The sequence below is a fragment of the Arthrobacter sp. SD76 genome (assembly GCF_049726125.1).
Taxonomy (GTDB): domain Bacteria; phylum Actinomycetota; class Actinomycetes; order Actinomycetales; family Micrococcaceae; genus Arthrobacter; species Arthrobacter nitrophenolicus.
In genome coordinates this window covers 843,982-862,865 of the sequence record NZ_JBNBLR010000001.1, presented here as the reverse complement: position 1 = coordinate 862,865, position 18,884 = coordinate 843,982, and the positions used below count along the sequence as shown (strand labels likewise).

The window sequence follows — 18,884 nt, the reverse complement described above, 5'->3', positions numbered from 1 at the left end:
AATCATTCGCCGCCGTCGATATTCAGGCGGCACCGAGCCGGAGGCGGTAGTTCAGCAGCACGATGCCGGAGGGATAGGGCCGGCACTCCGCAAGTTCCAGCCTTGTCCATCGCGCAATACTGCCGAAGAACGGGACGCCGCCACCCAGGATGACCGGGATGACGGCAACCCCCAGTTCGTCCAACAGTCCGGCATCGATGAACCCGGTGACAAGCTGGCCGCCGCCATAGACACAAATATCCTTCTCGGCCGGAAGGGACGCCTTGAGCCGGGCCACCAAAACGGCCAGGTCGCCGCTGAACAGGAGCGTGTTCTTTGGCGTGGCAAGGGTTTCGTCGTGGGTGACCACGTAGGTGGGGACGGACGAACCTCCAACACCCATGCCGGCCACTTCACGGTAGGTGTTGGCGCCCATCACGTAGGCGCCGGTGCGCTGCTCCGTGGCCGCGAAGCCGTAGTCCTCAGCCTTCGACATAGCGTCATTCAGCCAGGACAGGTCCCCACTGACGGAGCGGATGTAGCCGTCGAGGCTGGCTGCCATCCCGCCGAACACGATGGTCACACCTGGACGTTAAGCACTGCTTCATTTCCGGTCAAGAGGACAAACATTGCGGCGCCCTTAAGGGAAGCGCGTTCACCTTCATCCCTGCGACTGGAATGAAGGTGAGCGGGCGTCCCGGGTTTACGCGCCAAAGGTGAGAGGGGGTCAGCCGGTGACGCCGGTCAGCTCGTTCGGGGTGTCCTCCAACGTGCCCGTGCCCGTGACCTTGCCGGACTCGACATCCACGGCGTGGATGGTGTTGGTGGCCGGGTCCGAGATGAAAGCGGTGTGGCCGTTCACGTAGATGGTGGGCCGCGGGTCCTGCCACTCCAGCGGCTCCTCCCAGGCGGGGATCACCGGGAAGCTGTTGGTGACCTTGGCGGTGTCGGGGTCGATTACGTGCAGGGCGCCGTCGGTGCCGAGCACCAGGGCCTCGCCGTGCGGTCCGCGTGCCAGGGAACGGAAGCTGTAGCTGGTGCCGAGGTCAACCAGCGTCAGGGACTTGGCTTCGGTGTTGATCAGCGAGATCTGCTCCGGCCGTTCCAGCTCCGCGTCCTTGTCCTGCTTGTAGTCGCCGAGGGTCACAACGGACTCGTCGGAGCCTGCCTGTTGCCGATCCGGCCGTATTCGGTGGGGCTGTCCAGCTTGGTGATGGCGCCGTCGGCGTAGATCAGGACGCCGGTCTGGCAGCCGATGACCACGGCCTCGCCCGCCGCGGTGGCCTCGCCGTGCACGCCCGGGCAGTCCTCGTTCCGTGCGATTTCCTTGCCGTCCTCGTCCAGCACCACGATGCCGGGACGTTCCTCGTCGTTCCCGAGCGTGAGGACCAACTCGCCGTTGGAGAGTTCGACGGCGACCCCGTGGTGGGCTTCTTCCGCCCGGTGGGTTTCCACCTCGGGCTGCCCCGCGGCAAGGTCGTCGGATTCGAAGACGGTCACTTCCCCGGCACCGTCGCTGAACAGGATGGTCTTGCCCTCGTGCCGGACCACGTGGCCGGGCTTGCTGGTGGGGAACGCGGTGTCCGTCATGGCCGGGTCCTGGGCGTAGTGCTTTCCGCCGTCGGACCAAACGCCGGTGTCCAGGACCTCGAAGCCCTTCGCGGTGGAGATGATGACGTGGCGCCCGTCCCCGGCCGGGTTGATCCGGTTGAAGCCCTCGAGGGCGAAGTCGCCAAGCACCTCGAAGGTTTCGGGTCCAGCGACTTGGACGCCGCCGTCGTACGTGGTGACAATCCGCGGGGTGGCCGCATCAACGGTGGCAGCGGAGGCGGTGGAGGCGACGTTTCCGGCCGGGGTGGCGCCGGCGCAGCCGGTGAGCATCAGGCCGGCAGCGGCGAGTGCAGCAAGCAGGCGGACGGGCGGGGTGCGGTGTTGCATGGAGTTTCCTTCTTGTCAGGGGTGCGGGTGGAACTTACGACAATGCTTGGGTGATGCTTTCGGTGTTGGCGCGCATCATGTCCAGGTAGGTGGCGCCGGCGGACCCTTCAGCCCCCAGCGATTCGGTGAACAGCGGGACCACGGCGATGTCCTGGCCCGCTTCGGCGGCGAGCACCTGGGCCAGCCGCTCGGGCTGGGAGGAGTCGGCGAAGATGGCCACCACCCCGGCTGAGCGTATTTTGGAGGTGAGGTCGTTGAGGTCCGCGGAGCTGGGCGAGGCGAGCGTGGTGCCGCTGGGGATGACCGCGCCGATCACTTCAAACCCGAAGCGCGCAGCCAGGTAGCCGAACACGTGGTGGTTGGTGATGAGCTTCCGCCTGGCAGGCTCGATTGCGGCGAAGCTGGCCTCCATGGACGCCTCAAGCTCGCCGAGCTGCTGCACATAGGAGCCTGTCTGGGCCCGCATGGCGTCCGGGTCCACGCCGTCGACATGTTCCAGCACGCTCCCGGCGATCGCCTCGGCGGCCTCCGCCACCCGGGCGGGATCGGTCCAGAAGTGCGGGTCCTGCGCGTCCCCGCCGCCGTCGTCGTCGCCGTGGGTGAACGCCAGGGGTTCGACGGCGTCCATCGCCGCCACCGTCGGCACACCTTCCGCGGCGGCTGCCTCCACGTGGTTGAGGATTCCTTCCTCCAGCCCGCCGCCGTTGTGGACGATCAGGTCCGCGTTCTCGATCACCGCGGCCTGCCTGGCCGAGATGCCGAAGGAGTGCGGGTCGGCGTTGGATTCCATGAGCACCACCACCTCGGCCTGGTCCCCACCAGGTTCCGGGTGACGTCGCCCAAGATGTTGGTGGTGACCACCACGGTGGGCCGTTCGGCGGCGACGGCGGAGCATCCGCTGAGCGCCAGGCCCAGCACCACCAGTGCGCCGGCCAGCCGCGCCAGCCGTGCCGGGACGCCGCGCCTCACAGCCCGGTCTCCAGCATCAGGTCCGCGGCGGGCACCTCGAAGGTCCGCGCAACCCGGAGCCCGTCCGCGTAATCAATCTCATGGACAACGCGGCGGGCGGGGTCGCTGACGTAGGCGCGCGAGGCGTCGATCCGCAGCTGCGGAACCGCGTCCCCGGCAGGCGCCCCGAGCAGCGGAACCTGGGCTCCCACTTCTCCAGTGGCGGGGTTCAGCGCGAGGAGCGACCCGTCGGCGCCGGCGGCCAGCACCCGCTTCCCGTCGCCCACGGCCGACGCCGCAACCACGGGGACCGGGGTGGGAACGTGGGTCCAGGTCCGCTTGGACACGTCCAGATGCCAGGCGCCGTCCTCCCCCGCCGCCCCGGCAAGTTCGTTCGAGCCGGGACGGTGCGCGAGTCCCGCTGCCGGCGGATGGCCCGCGCCGCCGTCGGGGTAGGGGATCTTTTCGGCGGCGAAGGCACCGTCGTCCCCGGTGACCAGCAGGGCGCCGTCGGTGCAGGCGAACACCACACCCACGCGGGTGGTGGCGTGGCCGGACAGGCCGGGGCAGTCCTGCGCGGCCAGGACGGTGTGGTCCTCCGCGTCGCGGACCTCCACCCCGCCGGCCGCGGCAGGCACGGCGGCGGAAGCGACGGATGCCAGGAAGTGCCCCTCGTACGGCACCACGAGTCCCCCATGCGGGGTGCTGGTGATCCTCACGGACTCCTGCACGTTGCCGGCGTCGAGGTCCTTGTGCCTGAACACGGACGCGTAGCCGCCGGATGTGGAGAAGACGGCGATGGCCTTCCCGTCCCCGGCCACAGCGCCGGCGGCCGGCACCGCCGCAGTCCCCACCAGGCCGGGTTCGGCGCTGTAGTAGTGCTTGTGCTCGCCGTGGTCCACGGTCCAGGCACCGGTGTCGAACACCTGGACGCCGCCCGCCGTGGTGAGCAGGGCGTAGCGGCCGTCCTGGTAGGCGGCGCCAATGGGGCCGGAGGTGCCGGCGTCGGACGTGTCACCGGTGAGGAGGGAGAGCAGCTGCCCCTCCCCTGTCTCCGTGTTGAAGGTGAGCAGGCCGGTCTGCGGCTCTGGGTTCTCCTGGGCTCCGGCGACGTAGCCGTGCGGCGTGGCGGTTTCGTCCCGCTGCGGTTCGGCGGCGGGTGCGGCGCAGGCGGACAGGAGCAGCGGAAAGCCAAGCAGGAGGGCGGACAGTCTAGGCGTGGTGCGGGGCACGGGGAAGCGGTTCCATTTCTAGCGAGGGGACGGGTTCGACGGCGGGGGCGGGCCCGGTGCCGGGCTTGCGGCGGACTGCGCCGCGGGCCAGGGCGGAGATGAAGTAGGACAGGGCGGCCACCAGGGCGATGGTTGCGCCGGCGGCTGTGGATGCGTACCAGGAGATCCAGAGGCCGGCCGCCACGCTGGCGGCGCCAATGAGGGAGCCGAGGATCATGACGGTCCTGATGGACGTTGCCCAGACCAGCGCGGCGGCGGGCGGGGCGATGAGCAGCCCGAACACCAGGAGCGTTCCCACCACCTGGAAGGACGACGCGACGGCCAGGGTGACAAGGCAGAGCAGCACGAAGTGGGTCAGCCGGGGACGGAGCCCCAGGCTGGCAGCCTTCTGCGGGTTGAACGCCGCCGCCAGGAAGGCCCGGTGGAACACGGCCGCGAGGGCCAGGACCACGAGTCCGACGGCGGCGAGCACCATGATGTCGCCTGTCTCGACGGCCAGGACGTCGCCGAACAAAGTCCCGGTAAGGTCCACGGCGAACGAGCCGGAGGCGGACACGATGATCACCCCGGCGGAGAGCATGATGACGAACAGCAGCCCGATGGCGGTGTCCTGCGAGACGCGCCGGTTCCGGGTGATCGCGGAGACGCCGGCCGCCGTCGCCGCCGCGCTCAGGGCTGCGCCCACCATCAGGTTTCCACCCACCAGCGCCGCGATGGCGATGCCGGGCAGCAGTCCATGGGACATTGCATCGCCCAGGAACGCCATGCCGCGCACCACCACCCAGGTTCCGACGACGGCGCACACCACCGCCACCAGGGCCCCGCCCAGCAGGGCGCGCTGCACGAATGAGGCATTCAGGGGATCAAGTAACCATTCCATCGCGGTTCATCGTACAGTATTAAATGAGACTCATTCGCAACAAGGAAAGGCGGCGCCGTGCAGACGCTGACGCTCACCGGGGTGGGGTTTGCGTACCCCGACAGGCAGGTGCTGGAGGACGTGTCACTGGCCCTCGCACCGGGGACGCACACGGTTCTGACCGGCCGGAACGGGTCCGGGAAGTCCACCCTGCTGGCCCTGGCGGCGGGGGTCCTCAAGCCTGCGCGGGGCACGGTGCAGGCCGCCGCCCGCCCGGCCTTCGTCATCCAGCACACCCGGACGCCGGAGACCATGCCGTGCACCGTCCGCCAGGCCGTGGAGATGGGGCGGTGGCCGCACCGGCGCGGACTGCTTCCCCTGCGGCGGACGGACCGGCTGAAGGTTTCCGAGGCCATGGAACGGATGGAGATCGCGGACCTGGCAGGCCGGCAGCTGCAGGAGCTCTCCGGCGGGCAGCGGCAGCGGACCCTCATTGCGCAGGGGCTGGCGCAGGAGTCCGGCATCCTCATCCTGGACGAGCCGACCGCCGGCCTGGACAGCAGGGCGCACGGGCTGATCCGCGCGGCCGTGCAGGATGAGCTGCGGCGCGGGGTGACCGTGCTGGAATCGAGCCATGACGCCGGGGACATCAGCCGGGCGGACCGGGTGGTGATGCTCGACGGCGGCCGGGTCACCGCAGCCTCGCAGGCGGACCAACGGCATTAACGAAAACATCCGCCGGCGCCCCGGGGGAGGCACCGGCGGACGTTTCGAGACCTCGGGATGCTTTCCCGTTGACTGTCCCCCCAGCCCGGCTGGCCGGGCAGTGCCGCATCCTGCTGCACGGCGTGAAAATACTGTCGCCCCCGCTCCTCAAGAAACGGTCAAGGTGGGCGCAAGGTTTTGCGAGTCTTCTGAACCGCCCACCCGTGTTTTACCTGTTCAGGGCGGTTTAGGGGCATCGATTAGGGGGAGCCCGGGATTGTTTCGGCCGCCTTGTGCAATGACACTGTACGAATTGGAAATCGGCGGTGTCAGTAGTAGGCCCGGGAGCAAAATTGATGGACTTTCAATTTTTTCGTCAGAACATGCGCGGCAGTGGCTCCAGGACTCCCTGGCGACAGGTGAGGCCGGGAGCCCATCGTTTGGCTGGTCATCGCCGGCGCCGGGTACCGGATCTGCGGTTCAACGCATTGCTGGCAGCGCTCCTGGTTGTCTTGGGCAGCGTCCTGATGGCACCCCTGCCGGCGACCGCTGAACCGGGGGATGTGGGGGTTGAAGGCCCCTCCCATGCGGGAACAGGAACGCCCACCGGTACCAAACGGGCCAGCAGTTCCTTGTGGTTCAACGACGGCACCTGGTGGGGGAACCTGTGGAACACTGCCACGTCGGACTTCGAGATCTTCCGGTTCAACCCGGCGACGAACTCGTGGGCCAGTACCGGAGTGATGACAGAAACGCGGGCAAATACGCACCATGACGTGCTGTGGGACGGGACAACCCTGTACGTGGCCAGCTACCGGTTCGTCAACGACGGGCTGCCGGCCGAGCCGGGCTTTCCCACGAACATGCGCCGCTACAGCTACGACCCGGGCGCAGATCAGTACACGCTGCTGGGCTCCACCCAAATCAACAACTCCAAAGTTGAACTCCTGACCATCGACAAGGATTCGACCGGACGGGTATGGGCCACCTGGCAGGAGGGAAACCGGATCTACCTCAACGTCACGGGCACAGACGGCGCCACATGGGGACCCCCTTCGCGCACCCGGCGGCGCTAAGCAACGTCTCCGTGGACGACACGTCAGCCCTGATCGCGTTCGACGGAAACAAGATGGGCCTCATGTGGAGCCGCCAGGTGGGGGACGCCACCGACGGCGTCTACTGGAGCTACCACGTGGATGGAGCGGCAAATTCAGCCTGGACGGATCCGGTCGCAGCCGTTTCCGGGCTGCGCAGCGGTGACGACCACATCTACCTGAAATGGCTGGATGCCTCCGCGGGCGGAAAAGTGTTTGCAGCCATCAAGACGTCCAACACGTCCGCGTCCCAGCCGTTGATCCAGCTGCTGTCGTTGACCGGCACGACGTGGAGCGCGCACACCATAGCGACGGTATCCGAATGTCCCAACCGGGTGATCGTGCTGATCGATGAATACGCACAGAAGATCCGCACCTTCGCCACCTACCCGAAGCCCGCCGGCACCCTGAACGCCGGGGTGTGCTCCACCACGGGCGGCGCGATCTACGAGAAGTCCACGCCGCTGGACACCATCAGCTTCACTACTGAGAAGACGGCCCGCATCGTGGATGCAGACCAGTATGTGCACAACGTGACGTCAACCAAGCAGAACGTCAACAGTGCGGCCTGGGGCACGGCCAACAGCGGCCTGCTGGTGCTCGCCGATGGCAATGCCACAAGCCAGTACTGGCACTACTATGACCCCACCGGGGGCGGCGGCGGCACCACCGACACCGCGCCCCCGACCGTGACGGCGACGGCTCCCGTTGCCGGTGCCACCGGAGTGGCGGTGACGGCGAACGTGACGGGGACGTTCTCGGAGGCCATGGACACGGCGACGATTACGTCGGGCACGTTCACCTTGGCCGCGGGCACGACGCCGGTGCCTGCCACCGTGACGTACAACAGCACGGCCAGGTCCGCGACCTTGGACCCGGGTGCGGATCTGGCGGCGGGAACGGTGTATACGGCGACGATCAAGGGTGGCACCAGCGGGGTGAAGGACGCCGCCGGCAACGCGCTGGCAGCTGACAGGACGTGGACCTTCACCACGGCAGCAGCCCAGCCCGTGCAGTCCCCCATCGCAGCCAAGGCGGAGTCACTGAACGGCGCCCTTGGAGCAGCCACCACCCCAGAGGTGTACGGCCTCAAGGACAACGGCGGGTACCAGTGTTTTGAACGCGGCTGCATCATGTACTCGCCGGCATCAGGGGCCCACGTCACCTTGGGCGCGATCCGCGCGAAGTGGGCGTCTGCAGGATTCGAAAACGGCCCGCTCGGCTACCCGGTCACCGACGAAATCGGCGGCCTCAAGGACGGTGGAGTCTTCCAGAACTACCAGGGCGGCGCGATCATTTTCTCGCCGGCAACCGGTGCCAACATCTCCATGGGGCCAATCCGTGAGAAGTGGGCGTCCACAGGATTCGAAAACGGCGCGCTGGGCTACCCGGTCAGCGACGTCGTGGGCGGCCTCAGGGACGGCGGGGCCTTCCAGAACTACCAGCGCGGCGCCATCATCTACTCGCCGGCAACAGGGGCCCACATTTCCATCGGGGCAATCCGCGAGAAGTGGGCGTCCACAGGGTTCGAAAACGGCAGGCTCGGCTACCCGGTCACCGACGAAATTGGCGGCCTCAAGGACGGCGGGGTCTTCCAGAACTACGAACGGGGCGCCATCATCTACTCGCCGGCAACCGGTGCCCACATCTCTATCGGAGCAATCCGCGACCGGTGGGCGGCCACGGGCTTCGAAAACGGCAGGCTCGGCTACCCGGTCACCGACGATATTGGTGGGCTCAAGAACGGCGGTGTCTTCCAGAACTACCAGGGCGGCGCCATCATCTGGTCTGCTGCGACCGGGGCCCAGATCTCCGTAGGGGCCATCCGCACCATCTGGGCGTCCACAGGGTACGAGTCAGGCCGCCTCGGTTACCCCACAAGCGGTGAGTACGCCACAGGCAATGACGGAAGCGTTGCCCAGGACTACCAGGGAGGCGTCATTCACGTCGGCCCGAACGGTTACTACATCACCTGGCGGTAACCCGCCGGGGGCACGGAGGGGTCCCGCAAGTTAATAATTTCAAGGTGGCACGCTGAATTAAGATAGCCTTACCTTGCTAAATTATCTTGCGGGAAACCCGCCCCCCTGAAAGTAGAGCTCCCCTCCGTGCCCATTCGACGCCTGATCGCAGCCACCGCAAGCCTTGCCGCCGTCGCGGCCGCCCTGACGGGCTGCGGCATCATCGGAGGGCAGCCGGCCGATCTCCAAATTTACTCCGCCCGCCACTACGACCTTGAGGGCGCGTTCGGTGAGTTCACCGACGAGACCGGCATTTCCGTGGAGTTCATCACCGGCGACGACGCAGAGCTCCTGGAACGCCTCAAGGCCGAGGGCGAGGACAGCCCGGCGGACGTATTCATGACCGTGGACGCGGGCAACCTGTGGAACGCCGCCCGCCAGGACGAACTCGCCGCCGTCGACTCCGCCGCGCTCAATGAGGCCGTCCCCGAGGACCTGCGCGATCCGCAGGGCCGGTGGTTCGGCCTGGCCATGCGCGCCCGCACCGTCACGTACAACCCCGGCAACGTGGATCCCGCCGAGTTTGACGCTGTGGACACCTACGCCGGACTGGCCGACCCCAAGTGGAAGGGGCGGCTGTGCATGCGCGACGCCACCTCTTCCTACACCCAGTCGCTGGTGGCCAGCCTGATCGACCTGCACGGCCGCGAAAAGGCCCTGGAGATCGCCAAGGGCTGGGTGGCCAACGAGGTGCAGATCATGAGCAACGACGTCCTGCTGCTGGAAGCCATCGACGCCGGCACCTGCGACGTGGGCATCAACAACCACTACTACCTGGCCCGCACGCTGGAGGAGAAGCCGGACTTCAAGGTGGACCTCTACTGGGCCAGCCAGCAGGGCGCAGGCACCCACGTGAACATCTCCGGCGCCGGACTCGTCGCCGGCTCGGACAACGCCGGGGACGCGCAGCGGCTCATCGAATGGCTCGCCACCAAGGGACAGAACGCGTTCGTGGACGCCAACCACGAGTTCCCGGTCAACCCGGCGGCCAAGCCCGAACCGGTCATTGCAGGATTCGGCGAGTTCAAACGGATGCCGCTGAATGCCGAAGCCTATGGCGACCTCAACGCCGAGGCCGTCGACCTGCTCGCCGAGGCCGGATACAAATGACCGAAACGGCGGTCCTCGCGCAGGCGGGGACGCCGAAGCGCCGTCCCGGCCGGACGGCCGGTGCCGGACGCCCGGCGTGGTCCGCCCTGGTTGCCGTTGTGGCCGCCGTCGTGGCCACGCCCGTCCTGGCGGTGGTCTTCGACGGCCTGGGCAGCCTGGGCAGCACGGCGCCGCCGCGCGGGCTTGCCGGCATGGTGGCCACCACCCTGCTCCTGATGGGCGGCGTGGCAGCGGGATCGCTGCTGGTGGGCGGCGGCCTGGCCTGGCTGGTGACCGCCTACCGTTTCCCGCTGCGGAATGTCTTCGTCTGGCTGCTGGTCCTGCCGCTGGCCGTGCCCGCCTACATCCTGGGCTTCGTGTTCCTCTCCGTCTTCGACGTGTCCGGGCCGGTGCAGTCGGCCCTGCGCGGTTTCCTGGGCGCGGACATCTGGGCGCCCGAAGTCCGCTCCCTTCCGGGCGCGGTGCTGGTGATGTCCCTGTCCCTCTACCCCTACGTCTACCTGCTGGCCCGCACGGCGCTCCTCGAGCACTCCCCCGGCACCTATGATGCGGCCCGCACCCTCGGCGCCGGACAGGGCCGGACCCTGCGCAAGGTCCTGCTCCCGCTGGCCCGGCCGTCGCTGGCCGCCGGCATGTCCCTGGTGATGATGGAGACGCTGACGGACTTCGCCACAGTGCAGTACTTCAACGTCCAGACCGTCTCCGTGGGCGTCTACCTGGTCTGGAAGGGCACCTTCAACTTCCATGCCGCCACGCAGCTGGCGGTCCTGGTCCTGCTGTTCGCCGTCGCGGTCCTGGCGGCCGAGCGGGCGCTGCGCGGCCGGGCGCGCTACCACCGGCAGGGCGGCCGCGGGCAGGGCCTGCAGCCCAAGCGGCTCCAGGGCGGACGCGGCTGGGCAGCCACTGCCGTCTGCACGGTGGCAGTCAGCACCGGTTTCCTGATCCCCGTCATCCAGCTCCTGCGCCTGGGCCGTGGGCGGAGCGGCCAAAAACCCGGGCTTCCTGGCCGATCCCCGTTTTGGCGAATACATCATCAACACGCTCCTGGTCGCCGCGGTCACAGCCGCAGCCTGCGTTCTCCTGGCCATGACCGTGGGACACGGGGTGCGCCTGAACGGCGGACGCTTCGCCTCCGCCGCGGCACAGGTAACCACGTTCGGGTACGCCGTCCCCGGTGCCGTGGTCGGCATTGGCGTGCTGATCTCCTTCGCCACGCTGGACACGGCCCTGGAGAGCGCCGGTGTTCCCGGCGGCACCGGCCTGCTCGTCACCGGCTCGGTCCTCGGAATCCTCTACGCCTACGTGATCCGTTTCCTCGCCCCCGCCTACCAGGCCGTGGACGCCAGCTTCACGAAGATCCCGGCAACCATCACCGCCTCCGCGCTCAGCCTCGGCGCCGGCCCCCGCCGCATCCTTGCGCGCGTGCACGTCCCGCTGGCCCGGTCAGGAATCGCCGTGGCCCTGATGCTGGTGGCGATCGACGCCGTCAAAGAACTTCCCATCGTGCTGCTCCTGCGTCCCTTCGGCTTCACTACGGCCTCCGTCTGGGTCTACGAGCTGGCGCGGGAAAACTTCTGGGAGAAGGCCTCGCTGCCCGCGCTGGTCATTGTCGCGGCCGCCGTCCTCCCCGTCCTCGTCCTAGTCAGGCAGGCCCGCCGGGCTGAGACCGACCGAAAGGCCCGTCCATGACCATCCGTGCGAGTATCAGGGCGCACCGGGCACCGCGTCCGCAGCACGACGGCGGTGCTCCCGCCGCCCTGGTGTTTGAAGGCGTCACCAAGCACTACGGCTCGGCCGTGGGCGTGGAATCCCTGGACCTGGCAATCCCGGCCGGCGAACTGGTGACCCTGATCGGCCCGTCCGGCTGCGGCAAGTCCACCACGCTCCGCCTCGCCGCCGGACTCGAGCGCCCCAACGCGGGCATCATCCGGGTTGCCGGTGACGTGGTGGCGGACCGACGCCGGTTTGTCTACCCGGAGCAGCGCCGGGTGGGCCTGGTGTTCCAGGACTACGCCCTGTTCCCGCACATGACGGTGGCCGGGAACGTCGAGTTCGGCCTGGACCGGCTGGGCCGTGGCGAGCGCCGGGCCCGGACGGGTGAAGTACTTGACCTGGTCCGGCTCTCCCATCTGGCGGACCGCTACCCGCACGAACTTTCCGGCGGCGAGCAGCAGCGTGTGGCGCTGGCCCGCGCCCTGGCCCCGCGGCCCGCCGTCGTACTCCTCGACGAACCCTTCTCCAGCCTGGACGAATCCCTCCGCGCGCAGGTGCGGCGGGACACCGTGGCAACGCTGAAGGAGGCCGGCACCACCGGCGTCCTGGTGACCCACGACCAGACCGAGGCCCTGTCCGTGGGGACCCGGGTGGTGGTCATGCGCGGCGGCGTCATCGAGCAGGCGGACACGCCGGAGAAAGTCTTCGAGCAGCCGGCCACCCGCTTCGTCGCCTCGTTCATGGGCGACGCCGACTTCCTCCCGGCCAAGGTGCACCGGGCCCTGCTGACCTGCGAGATCGGCGTCGTCTCAACCGTTCCCGGGTGGGCCGACGCCGACGTCGACGTTGACGTGGTGCTGCGGCCGCACGAGGTGGCGCTGCTCCCGGACCCGGCGTCCTCCGCCCGGGTGTCCGCCGTCGAATACCACGGCGCGTTCGTGCTGCACTACGTCACGCTGGCCTCCGGGCGGACCCTGCGGTCCTGGCAGCCGCACAGCGTCCGCCATCCCGTGGGTACACCCGTCGCCGTGACGGTGGCACCGGGCACCACGCCCACGCTGCTGCTCGGTGACAAAGCCATCACCTCCCCGCCTCCCGGCAGTTCCCTCAAGCAGCGCTCCTCCGAGCCTGCAGCTTAGTTAGGCCCTTTCCATGTCCCTTCACCCCAGCCGGGCTGCGCGATGACCACGCAGCCCGAACTCGCCCGGGTCGCGTTCACCGACCTCGCCCGGCACGGCGACCGCCCGGCGGTCCTCACCGCTGACGGCACCGTCACGTACCGCGAGCTCGCGGCCCTGGTGGACCGGACTGCCGCCAGGCTGGGAACCGAGCGCCGGCTGGTGGTGCTGGCAGCCGGCAACAGCCTGGACTCACTGGTGGGCTACCTTGCCGCGCTCTCCGGCGGACATCCGCTCCTGCTCGCCCCGGCGGACAAACCCGAGGCCCTGGCCTCCCTGGTCAGCGCCTATGACCCCGACGCGCTGCTGTGGCCCGGCGGCGGCGACGGCACCCCCATGCTGCAGGAGCGGCGGCCAGGCACCCGGCATGACCTGCACCCGGATCTGGCGCTGCTGCTCAGCACCTCGGGGTCGACGGGCTCGCCGAAACTCGTCCGGCTCTCGCACACCAACCTGTCGGCGAACGCGGAGGCGATCGCCGAGTACCTGCACATCGGCCCGGACGACCGTGCCGCCACCACGCTCCCCCTGCACTACTGCTACGGCCTGTCCGTGGTCAACAGCCACCTTGTCCGCGGGGCCGGGCTGGTCCTCACAGACCTTTCCGTGGTGGATCCCTGTTTCTGGGACCTCTTCCGGGACCAGGGCGCCACCTCCTTCGCGGCGGTCCCCTACACCTTCGACCTGCTGGAGCGGGTGAGGTTCGCGGACAAGGACCTGCCGCGGCTGCGGTACGTTACCCAGGCCGGCGGCCGGCTGGCGCCCGAGAAGGTCCGGACCTGGGCCGAGACCGGGCAGCGCCGCGGCTGGGACCTGTTCGTCATGTACGGTGCCACCGAGGCCACCGCCCGGATGGCGTACCTGCCACCGGACCTGGCAGCGGACCATGCGGAAACCATCGGCGTCCCGGTGCCGGGCGGCACGTTCCGAATCGACCCGTGGAGGACCTGGCGGACGGGGAACTGGTGTACACCGGCCCCAACGTCATGCTCGGGTACGCCGAGTCCCCTGCGGACCTGGCTTTGGGCAGGGAGATCCATGAGCTGCGGACCGGCGACCTGGCCCGCCAGCAGGAGAACGGCCTCTACCAGGTGGTGGGCCGGCGCAGCCGGTTCGTGAAGATCGTGGGCCTGCGCGTGGACCTGGGGCAGGTGGAGCGGATCCTCGCGGGCATGGGCATCACCGCGGCCGCGGCCGGCACCGATGACCTGCTCGTCGCCGCCGTCGAAGGCGGGCACGACGGCGGCATGCTCGCCAAAGTCCTGGCCGGCAGCCTGGGGCTGCCGCGCGCCGCCGTCGTGGTCCACGCCGTAGAGCAGCTCCCGCGCCTGGCAACCGGCAAGATCGACTACCCGGCGGTCCGCTCCCTGGCCGCCCCGGAGGCTACCCCTGTCCCGGACAGCGACTCCGGCGCCGCCGCGGCTGTTCCCGGGGCGGCTGTTCCCGGAGCTGCGCCCGGGGGCCACGCTGGCATCCGGCAGATTTTCATGGACGCCCTGGAGTGCGACAGCGTGGCGGATGACGACACGTTCGTCTCCCTCGACGGCGATTCGCTCTCCTACGTGGCGGTCTCCGTCCGGCTGGAAGGCGTGCTGGGGAAGCTGCCCTCCGACTGGCACCTGCTGCCCGTCAAGGAGCTGGAACGCCGGCGCCCGGCCCGGAAGAAGCGCTTCTTCTCGTTCCTGGAGACCTCCCTGGTGGTGCGCGCGGCGGCGATCGTGTGCGTGGTGGCCACGCATGTGGAGCTGTTCACCTTCCAGACCGCGCACCTGCTGTTCGCTGTGGCCGGGTACAACTTCGCCCGGTTCCAGCTGGCCGAGGAGCGCGTTCCGCGGCTGCGGCGCCAGTTCCGCGGGCTGGCCCGGATTGTGGTGCCGTCCGTGCTGTTCATCGCCGTGGCGTACCTGCTGACGGACCACTACACCGTGGCGAACATCTTCCTGCTCAACGCCATAGTGGGCCCGGAGCAGGTGACCACCCAGTGGCACTTCTGGTTCGTGGAACTGCTGGTGTACATCCTGCTGGCGGTGGGCGCTCTCATGGCCAGCCCCTGGGTGGACAGGTGGGAGCGCCGGGCGCCGTTCCTCTTCGCGCTGGGCCTGGTTGGCGTTGCGCTGCTGAGCCGGTACGACCTGGTGGATCCCGGCCTGCCCAAGCCCCCGCCCGTGTTCTGGATCTTCGCGCTGGGCTGGGCGTTGGCACGCGCCCGCACCAACCTCCACCGGCTGACGGTTTCCCTGATCACCGTGCTGGCCCTGCCCGGGTTTTTCAACAGCACGGTGCGGGAGGTCACCGTCGCCGCAGGGATCCTGCTGCTTGCGTGGGTGCCGGCGCTGCCGGTGCCGGCCCTGCTCCGCCGGGTAACCGGGTGGCTGGCCGCGGCGTCGCTCTATATCTACCTCACCCACTGGCTGGTCTACCCGGTGCTGCTTCCGGTCAGCCAAGTACTGGCGGTGGCGGGGTCCCTGGTGTTCGGGGTGGGCTACTGGGCGCTGTGCCGGTGGGCCCCCGGGGCCTGGACCGCGGTGAAGACCCGGCGGAAGCGGGCCAGACCAGCCCTCGCCCGGACCGGCCCCTGACGCCCGCTCACATCTTGCGGGTTCCGCGCCATCCCGCTCTCACTTTGCCGGCGGTTCGTGCAGGCCAAAGGCCGACCCCTGATCGTCCCGGCAGAGCTTGAACCTGCCGTACTCGGCGACGGTGCTCTCGCTCTCGCCCAGGTCCGTCTCGTCTACGGAGCCGCCAAGGTCCCGCACCCGTGCCAGCGCCTCCTCCAGGTTGTCCACCCTGAAGAACAGGTAGGGCGAGGCGCCCCGGTCACCGCCATGGATGCCCCCTGGGATTCCGGCCGTTCCGATGGAGAAGCCGGCGCCGGACGGTCCCGGGCTCAGGGTCCAGCCAAAGAGTTCACCGTAGAAGCGCTTCCCCCGTTCGGCGTCCTCCACGCCGAGTTCAAAAAACACAGGTTCACCGGACATGCTGCCTCCTCTGTTGACGTGCTGGAGCAAGAACCCTAGTCCTTTTCCTGGTGGCCGGACAGCGGCGGGAGAAGCTCCGGCGGAAGCGGGGCACATTGACACGGACACGCCGGGTTTAGAGCACCCAACACCCCGGCAGGCCGCCAATGTGCCCCACGACGGAGGAAAGAGTACGACGGCGGCCGGCGCCTCGGCGTCGTACCCTCGCCGGAAAGATGGAGCCTCAGCCCTCGGCGGGTTCGCTGGACGCCTTGGCCTCCGCGGCCGCCTCTGCATACTCGGCCGAGACCCGACGGTAGACCGGGGTGAGGAACGCCAGCACCGCCGCGATGACCATGATGATCCCGGCCACCAGGAACACTAGGGCGATGCCCCGGGACGTGCCCTCGCCCAGCAGCGGCGCCAGCTGGGCCGCGCCTTCCGTGGACCTGGCATACGGGATGATCCAGAACTGCGCGATCGGCGCGATCAGGAACGCCGTGACGGGCGCGGCGGCCGACTCGAACGCCATGGCAAAGCCGAACACCCGGCCCTGCTTGGGCAGCGGCACCACCTGCTGGATGACCGTCTGCTCGGCGGCCTCCACCACGGGCACCAGGGTCAGGTACAGCCAGATGCCCACAACGTAGAGCCAGGCCCACTCGCGCAGCGTGAACACCGCGCCGAGGAACCCCATGGCCACGACGGCGAGGAGCAGGGTCCGCAGCGGGTTGGCGCCGAGCCCGAACTTCCCGATCAGGGCGCCGCCTACCAGGAACCCGCTGGATCCCACTGCCAAGAAGATGCCCCACAGTTCCACCGGGAACATTTCCAGGCCGTACGGGTCCATCAGGGCCATGTAAACGCCGCCGATGAAGTTGTTGAACGTGGAGAACAGGATCAGCGCGAACAGCCCGCCGATGGCCAGGACGGCGGCGAGCGCACCCCGAAGGTCGAAGCCGCCCTGGGCGTCCGTGGCGGCCGCCCGCACTTCCTCGGGCATGTGCAGGGTAAGCAGGTGCCCGAAGGCCAGGGCGGTGAGGACAATGGCGACGGCGATGGTCCAGCCCATGCCCAGCAGCCCCACGGACAGCCCGGAGAGCACCGAGGTAACAAGGAACATCAGCCCCTGCACCATGCCCACCAGCCCGTTCGCGTTGGCCCGCCGGTCGGGTTCGATGAGGATGGTGACGGTTGTGGACAGGGCGATGTTCCGCAGGTTCTCCACCACGGCGCCCACCAGGATGATCATGGTGAAGAGCCAGAACCACGGCTGCGTCAGGTCCAGCAGCTGCGCTTCGGGTGTCAGCAGGAACATCACGCCGGACAGCATGAACATCAGCAGCGTGAAGACGGCGGCGAAGCGCATCACGGCCAGCTTGCGGTACCGGTCCACGAACGTGCCGAAGCTGATGCTGGAGAGCGCGATCAGCAGCATGTAGGCGCCGCCCACAACACCGGTGGCGATCACGTTGCGGGTCTCCAGGTACACCCAGAACGTCAGGGCGAACCACAGGTAGCTGGTGGTGATGTTGGCGACCCCGGTGTTGACGCAGGATCCCCAGGAAGGTACGGTAACGCTGCTTCGGAGTCCGCACGGAGGTGTCGACGGCGCCGGGGTCGGCGAGGCGCGCCGCCTCGCCTTCCTCATCCACCGCCTGGGCCATGGCCGGGTCGTCCGAAAAGTTTGCCCCGCCGCCGGGAGTAACTGCAGCACGACCCCCGGCCGGCTCCTGCTCAGTCATGCGTTCCAGTGTAGTGAGAAGCGTCCGGCGGCACACGGGTCAAAGATCCCATTTATGGACACATCCGGACTTGCTGGGAGTCCAGGAGGACTTTGGACCCTGTCCCGTCGGTCAGCGGCAGGCGATCCTTGCTCCAGACCCACATGCCAGTTACGCTCCCCGGTGCGGGAGCTGGGAGCGAGATCGCATGGAACAGCTCATTCCATGGCTCATATTCTGCATCGCCATTTTGGCGCTTTGTCTTTTTGAGGCCCAACGCAGCCCGGATCTTTACCGGGGTTTTCTTCATCATCATGGCCATAGCCGTCAACGTCGTGTTGAGTTTCGCCGCCCCAGACCAATTCGTGAAGCTCGGGACGGACTCGCCACTGATTCCCCTTTATAACTGGTTCTTCCAGATGGTTGTTGCCCCGGCGCCCCAGGTTGTGGGGATCGTGGCCGCAGCGGGCGAGACCGTAATCGGACTGCTGATACTCAGTGGGGGCAGACGGGCAAAAGTGGGCCTGATCGCCGCCATCGTCTTCCTGGTCGCCATCACGCCTTTGGGAATCTGGACCCTGCCAAACCTGGTTTTTGCCGCCGGCCTGGTACTGCTGCTGAGGAAAGACCACCCACGGAATGTGCTGCATGCCCTCCGTCCGTCCCGCGGCCGCCCGCCAGCGGAAACCCGGTCCACTGAACCTCGGTGAAATGCCGCCTCGTCATTCTTCATCGGGGCGCTGAAAGGATGGAATGGTGACTGCAAGGCGACGTGTGGTTATCGGCTTGCTGGGCCTTGCCACCGCTGTTCTCTACGGAAGGGTCTGGCGCCCCTGGCAGCTGACCTGGGGCGCAACCCGCGAGGAGGTGGCCCGGGACTTGCCCGGGGATGGCCTGGTTCGATCCCCGACGTTCAATGCCACACGGGCAATCTCGATCGGCGCGCCGCCTGAACAGGTGTGGCCTTGGCTCGTCCAGGTTGGAGCAGGGCGGGCCGGCTGGTACAGCTATGACCTGCTGGACAACCTTGGACGCCATAGCGCGGACCGGATCCTCCCCGAGTGGCAGGATCTCGCGCCGGGCGACATCGTGCCAATGAGCCCCGACGGCAAACACGGCATCGAGGTCTACTCGGTCGACCGCCCCCGCTCCATGGTGTGGGGAACGCCCGGCGACACTTCCTGGGCCTGGTGCCTGGAGCCCCAGGCGGACGGCACTACGAGACTGCTCACGCGGATCCGTTCCCGTCCCCGGTTGACACCCGTGTCCATTGCCTTCTCCGCACTGTTGGAGGTTGGCGACTTCTGGATGATCCGCAAGATGCTCGTCGGCCTGCGCGGGCGGGCAGAGAACGCCGCATCATCCGCCACCATTAAGGCGGACGTGCAGGTACCTATCCAAAGGGAGCTTGCATAGGAGTATTGGG

At 68.3% G+C, this 18,884-nt stretch carries 18 protein-coding genes and 2 pseudogenes; 11 read left to right on the top strand and 9 right to left on the bottom strand.

All coding sequences use genetic code 11. The annotated features are described in order from the left end of the window. Positions 1-22: 22 nt before the first annotated feature. The 7 genes from ACPEE0_RS04265 to aztB all read right to left on the bottom strand — a co-directional run bounded on the left by ACPEE0_RS04265 (position 23) and on the right by aztB (position 4,977). On the bottom strand, positions 23-562 hold the full coding sequence (locus ACPEE0_RS04265) for a dihydrofolate reductase family protein (protein WP_424574022.1): 540 nt from the start codon (positions 560-562) through the stop codon (positions 23-25). Positions 563-706: 144 nt separating this feature from the next. Further along, positions 707-1,126 carry a hypothetical protein gene (locus ACPEE0_RS04260; protein WP_424574021.1) on the bottom strand — a complete coding sequence of 140 codons (420 nt, stop codon included), beginning with the start codon at positions 1,124-1,126 and terminating at the stop codon, positions 707-709. After that, on the bottom strand, positions 1,123-1,917 hold the full coding sequence (locus tag ACPEE0_RS04255) for a hypothetical protein (protein WP_424574020.1): 795 nt from the start codon (positions 1,915-1,917) through the stop codon (positions 1,123-1,125). The genes ACPEE0_RS04260 and ACPEE0_RS04255 overlap by 4 nt, the downstream gene beginning before the upstream one ends. A gap of 34 nt (positions 1,918-1,951) precedes the next feature. Then, positions 1,952-2,707: a metal ABC transporter solute-binding protein, Zn/Mn family gene (locus ACPEE0_RS04250; RefSeq protein ID WP_424574019.1), complete on the bottom strand. Its 756-nt coding sequence runs from the start codon at positions 2,705-2,707 to the stop codon at positions 1,952-1,954. Continuing rightward, a complete protein-coding gene (locus ACPEE0_RS04245) occupies positions 2,650-2,886 on the bottom strand; it encodes a hypothetical protein (protein ID WP_424574018.1) in 237 nt (78 codons plus the stop codon). The genes ACPEE0_RS04250 and ACPEE0_RS04245 overlap by 58 nt, the downstream gene beginning before the upstream one ends. Then, entirely contained in the window at positions 2,883-4,097 is a 1,215-nt protein-coding gene (locus tag ACPEE0_RS04240) for a YncE family protein (protein WP_424574017.1), read from the bottom strand. Before ACPEE0_RS04240 ends, ACPEE0_RS04245 begins: the two co-directional genes overlap by 4 nt. Continuing rightward, positions 4,078-4,977: a zinc ABC transporter permease AztB gene (gene aztB / locus ACPEE0_RS04235; RefSeq protein ID WP_424574016.1), complete on the bottom strand. Its 900-nt coding sequence runs from the start codon at positions 4,975-4,977 to the stop codon at positions 4,078-4,080. Before aztB ends, ACPEE0_RS04240 begins: the two co-directional genes overlap by 20 nt. A 57-nt stretch (positions 4,978-5,034) precedes the next feature. Here aztB and aztA point away from each other — a divergent pair, with 57 nt between their 5' ends. From aztA to ACPEE0_RS04190, 9 genes and pseudogenes are all read left to right on the top strand, one after another. After that, complete coding sequence (aztA, locus tag ACPEE0_RS04230; protein ID WP_424574015.1) at positions 5,035-5,682, top strand: zinc ABC transporter ATP-binding protein AztA; 648 nt, start codon at positions 5,035-5,037, stop codon at positions 5,680-5,682. Positions 5,683-6,149: 467 nt separating this feature from the next. Continuing rightward, on the top strand, positions 6,150-6,737 hold the full coding sequence (locus ACPEE0_RS04225; RefSeq protein ID WP_424574014.1) for a hypothetical protein: 588 nt from the start codon (positions 6,150-6,152) through the stop codon (positions 6,735-6,737). Beyond that, positions 6,704-8,737, top strand: coding sequence for an Ig-like domain-containing protein (locus ACPEE0_RS04220; protein WP_424574013.1), 2,034 nt, complete (start codon positions 6,704-6,706; stop codon positions 8,735-8,737). Before ACPEE0_RS04225 ends, ACPEE0_RS04220 begins: the two co-directional genes overlap by 34 nt. A gap of 126 nt (positions 8,738-8,863) precedes the next feature. After that, entirely contained in the window at positions 8,864-9,886 is a 1,023-nt protein-coding gene (locus ACPEE0_RS04215; RefSeq protein WP_009358948.1) for an extracellular solute-binding protein, read from the top strand. After that, positions 9,883-10,626, top strand: a pseudogene (locus ACPEE0_RS04210) (ABC transporter permease); the annotation flags it as partial. The gene ACPEE0_RS04215 and the pseudogene ACPEE0_RS04210, both read left to right, overlap by 4 nt. Positions 10,627-10,858: 232 nt before the next feature. Next, positions 10,859-11,575: an ABC transporter permease gene (locus tag ACPEE0_RS04205; RefSeq protein WP_424575327.1), complete on the top strand. Its 717-nt coding sequence runs from the start codon at positions 10,859-10,861 to the stop codon at positions 11,573-11,575. Next, on the top strand, positions 11,572-12,738 hold the full coding sequence (locus ACPEE0_RS04200) for an ABC transporter ATP-binding protein (protein ID WP_424574012.1): 1,167 nt from the start codon (positions 11,572-11,574) through the stop codon (positions 12,736-12,738). Before ACPEE0_RS04205 ends, ACPEE0_RS04200 begins: the two co-directional genes overlap by 4 nt. Positions 12,739-12,780: 42 nt before the next feature. Beyond that, positions 12,781-13,896, top strand: coding sequence for an AMP-binding protein (locus tag ACPEE0_RS04195; RefSeq protein ID WP_424574011.1), 1,116 nt, complete (start codon positions 12,781-12,783; stop codon positions 13,894-13,896). Positions 13,897-13,949: 53 nt separating this feature from the next. Then, positions 13,950-15,356, top strand: coding sequence for an acyltransferase family protein (locus ACPEE0_RS04190; RefSeq protein WP_424575239.1), 1,407 nt, complete (start codon positions 13,950-13,952; stop codon positions 15,354-15,356). Positions 15,357-15,395: 39 nt separating this feature from the next. Here ACPEE0_RS04190 and ACPEE0_RS04185 read toward each other — a convergent pair whose 3' ends face one another. Together ACPEE0_RS04185 and ACPEE0_RS04180 are read right to left on the bottom strand one after the other, a co-directional pair. Continuing rightward, a complete protein-coding gene (locus ACPEE0_RS04185) occupies positions 15,396-15,755 on the bottom strand; it encodes a VOC family protein (protein ID WP_009356360.1) in 360 nt (119 codons plus the stop codon). A gap of 223 nt (positions 15,756-15,978) precedes the next feature. Then, positions 15,979-17,401: pseudogene (locus tag ACPEE0_RS04180) on the bottom strand (MFS transporter). Between the two features lie 323 nt (positions 17,402-17,724). Between ACPEE0_RS04180 and ACPEE0_RS04175 the strand changes: the two are divergent. Together ACPEE0_RS04175 and ACPEE0_RS04170 are read left to right on the top strand one after the other, a co-directional pair. Next, positions 17,725-18,168 (top strand): hypothetical protein, encoded by a 444-nt coding sequence (locus ACPEE0_RS04175; RefSeq protein WP_424574010.1) that lies wholly within the window; start codon positions 17,725-17,727, stop codon positions 18,166-18,168. Positions 18,169-18,232: 64 nt separating this feature from the next. Next, positions 18,233-18,874 (top strand): hypothetical protein, encoded by a 642-nt coding sequence (locus tag ACPEE0_RS04170; protein WP_424574009.1) that lies wholly within the window; start codon positions 18,233-18,235, stop codon positions 18,872-18,874. The last annotated feature ends 10 nt before the right edge of the window (positions 18,875-18,884 follow it).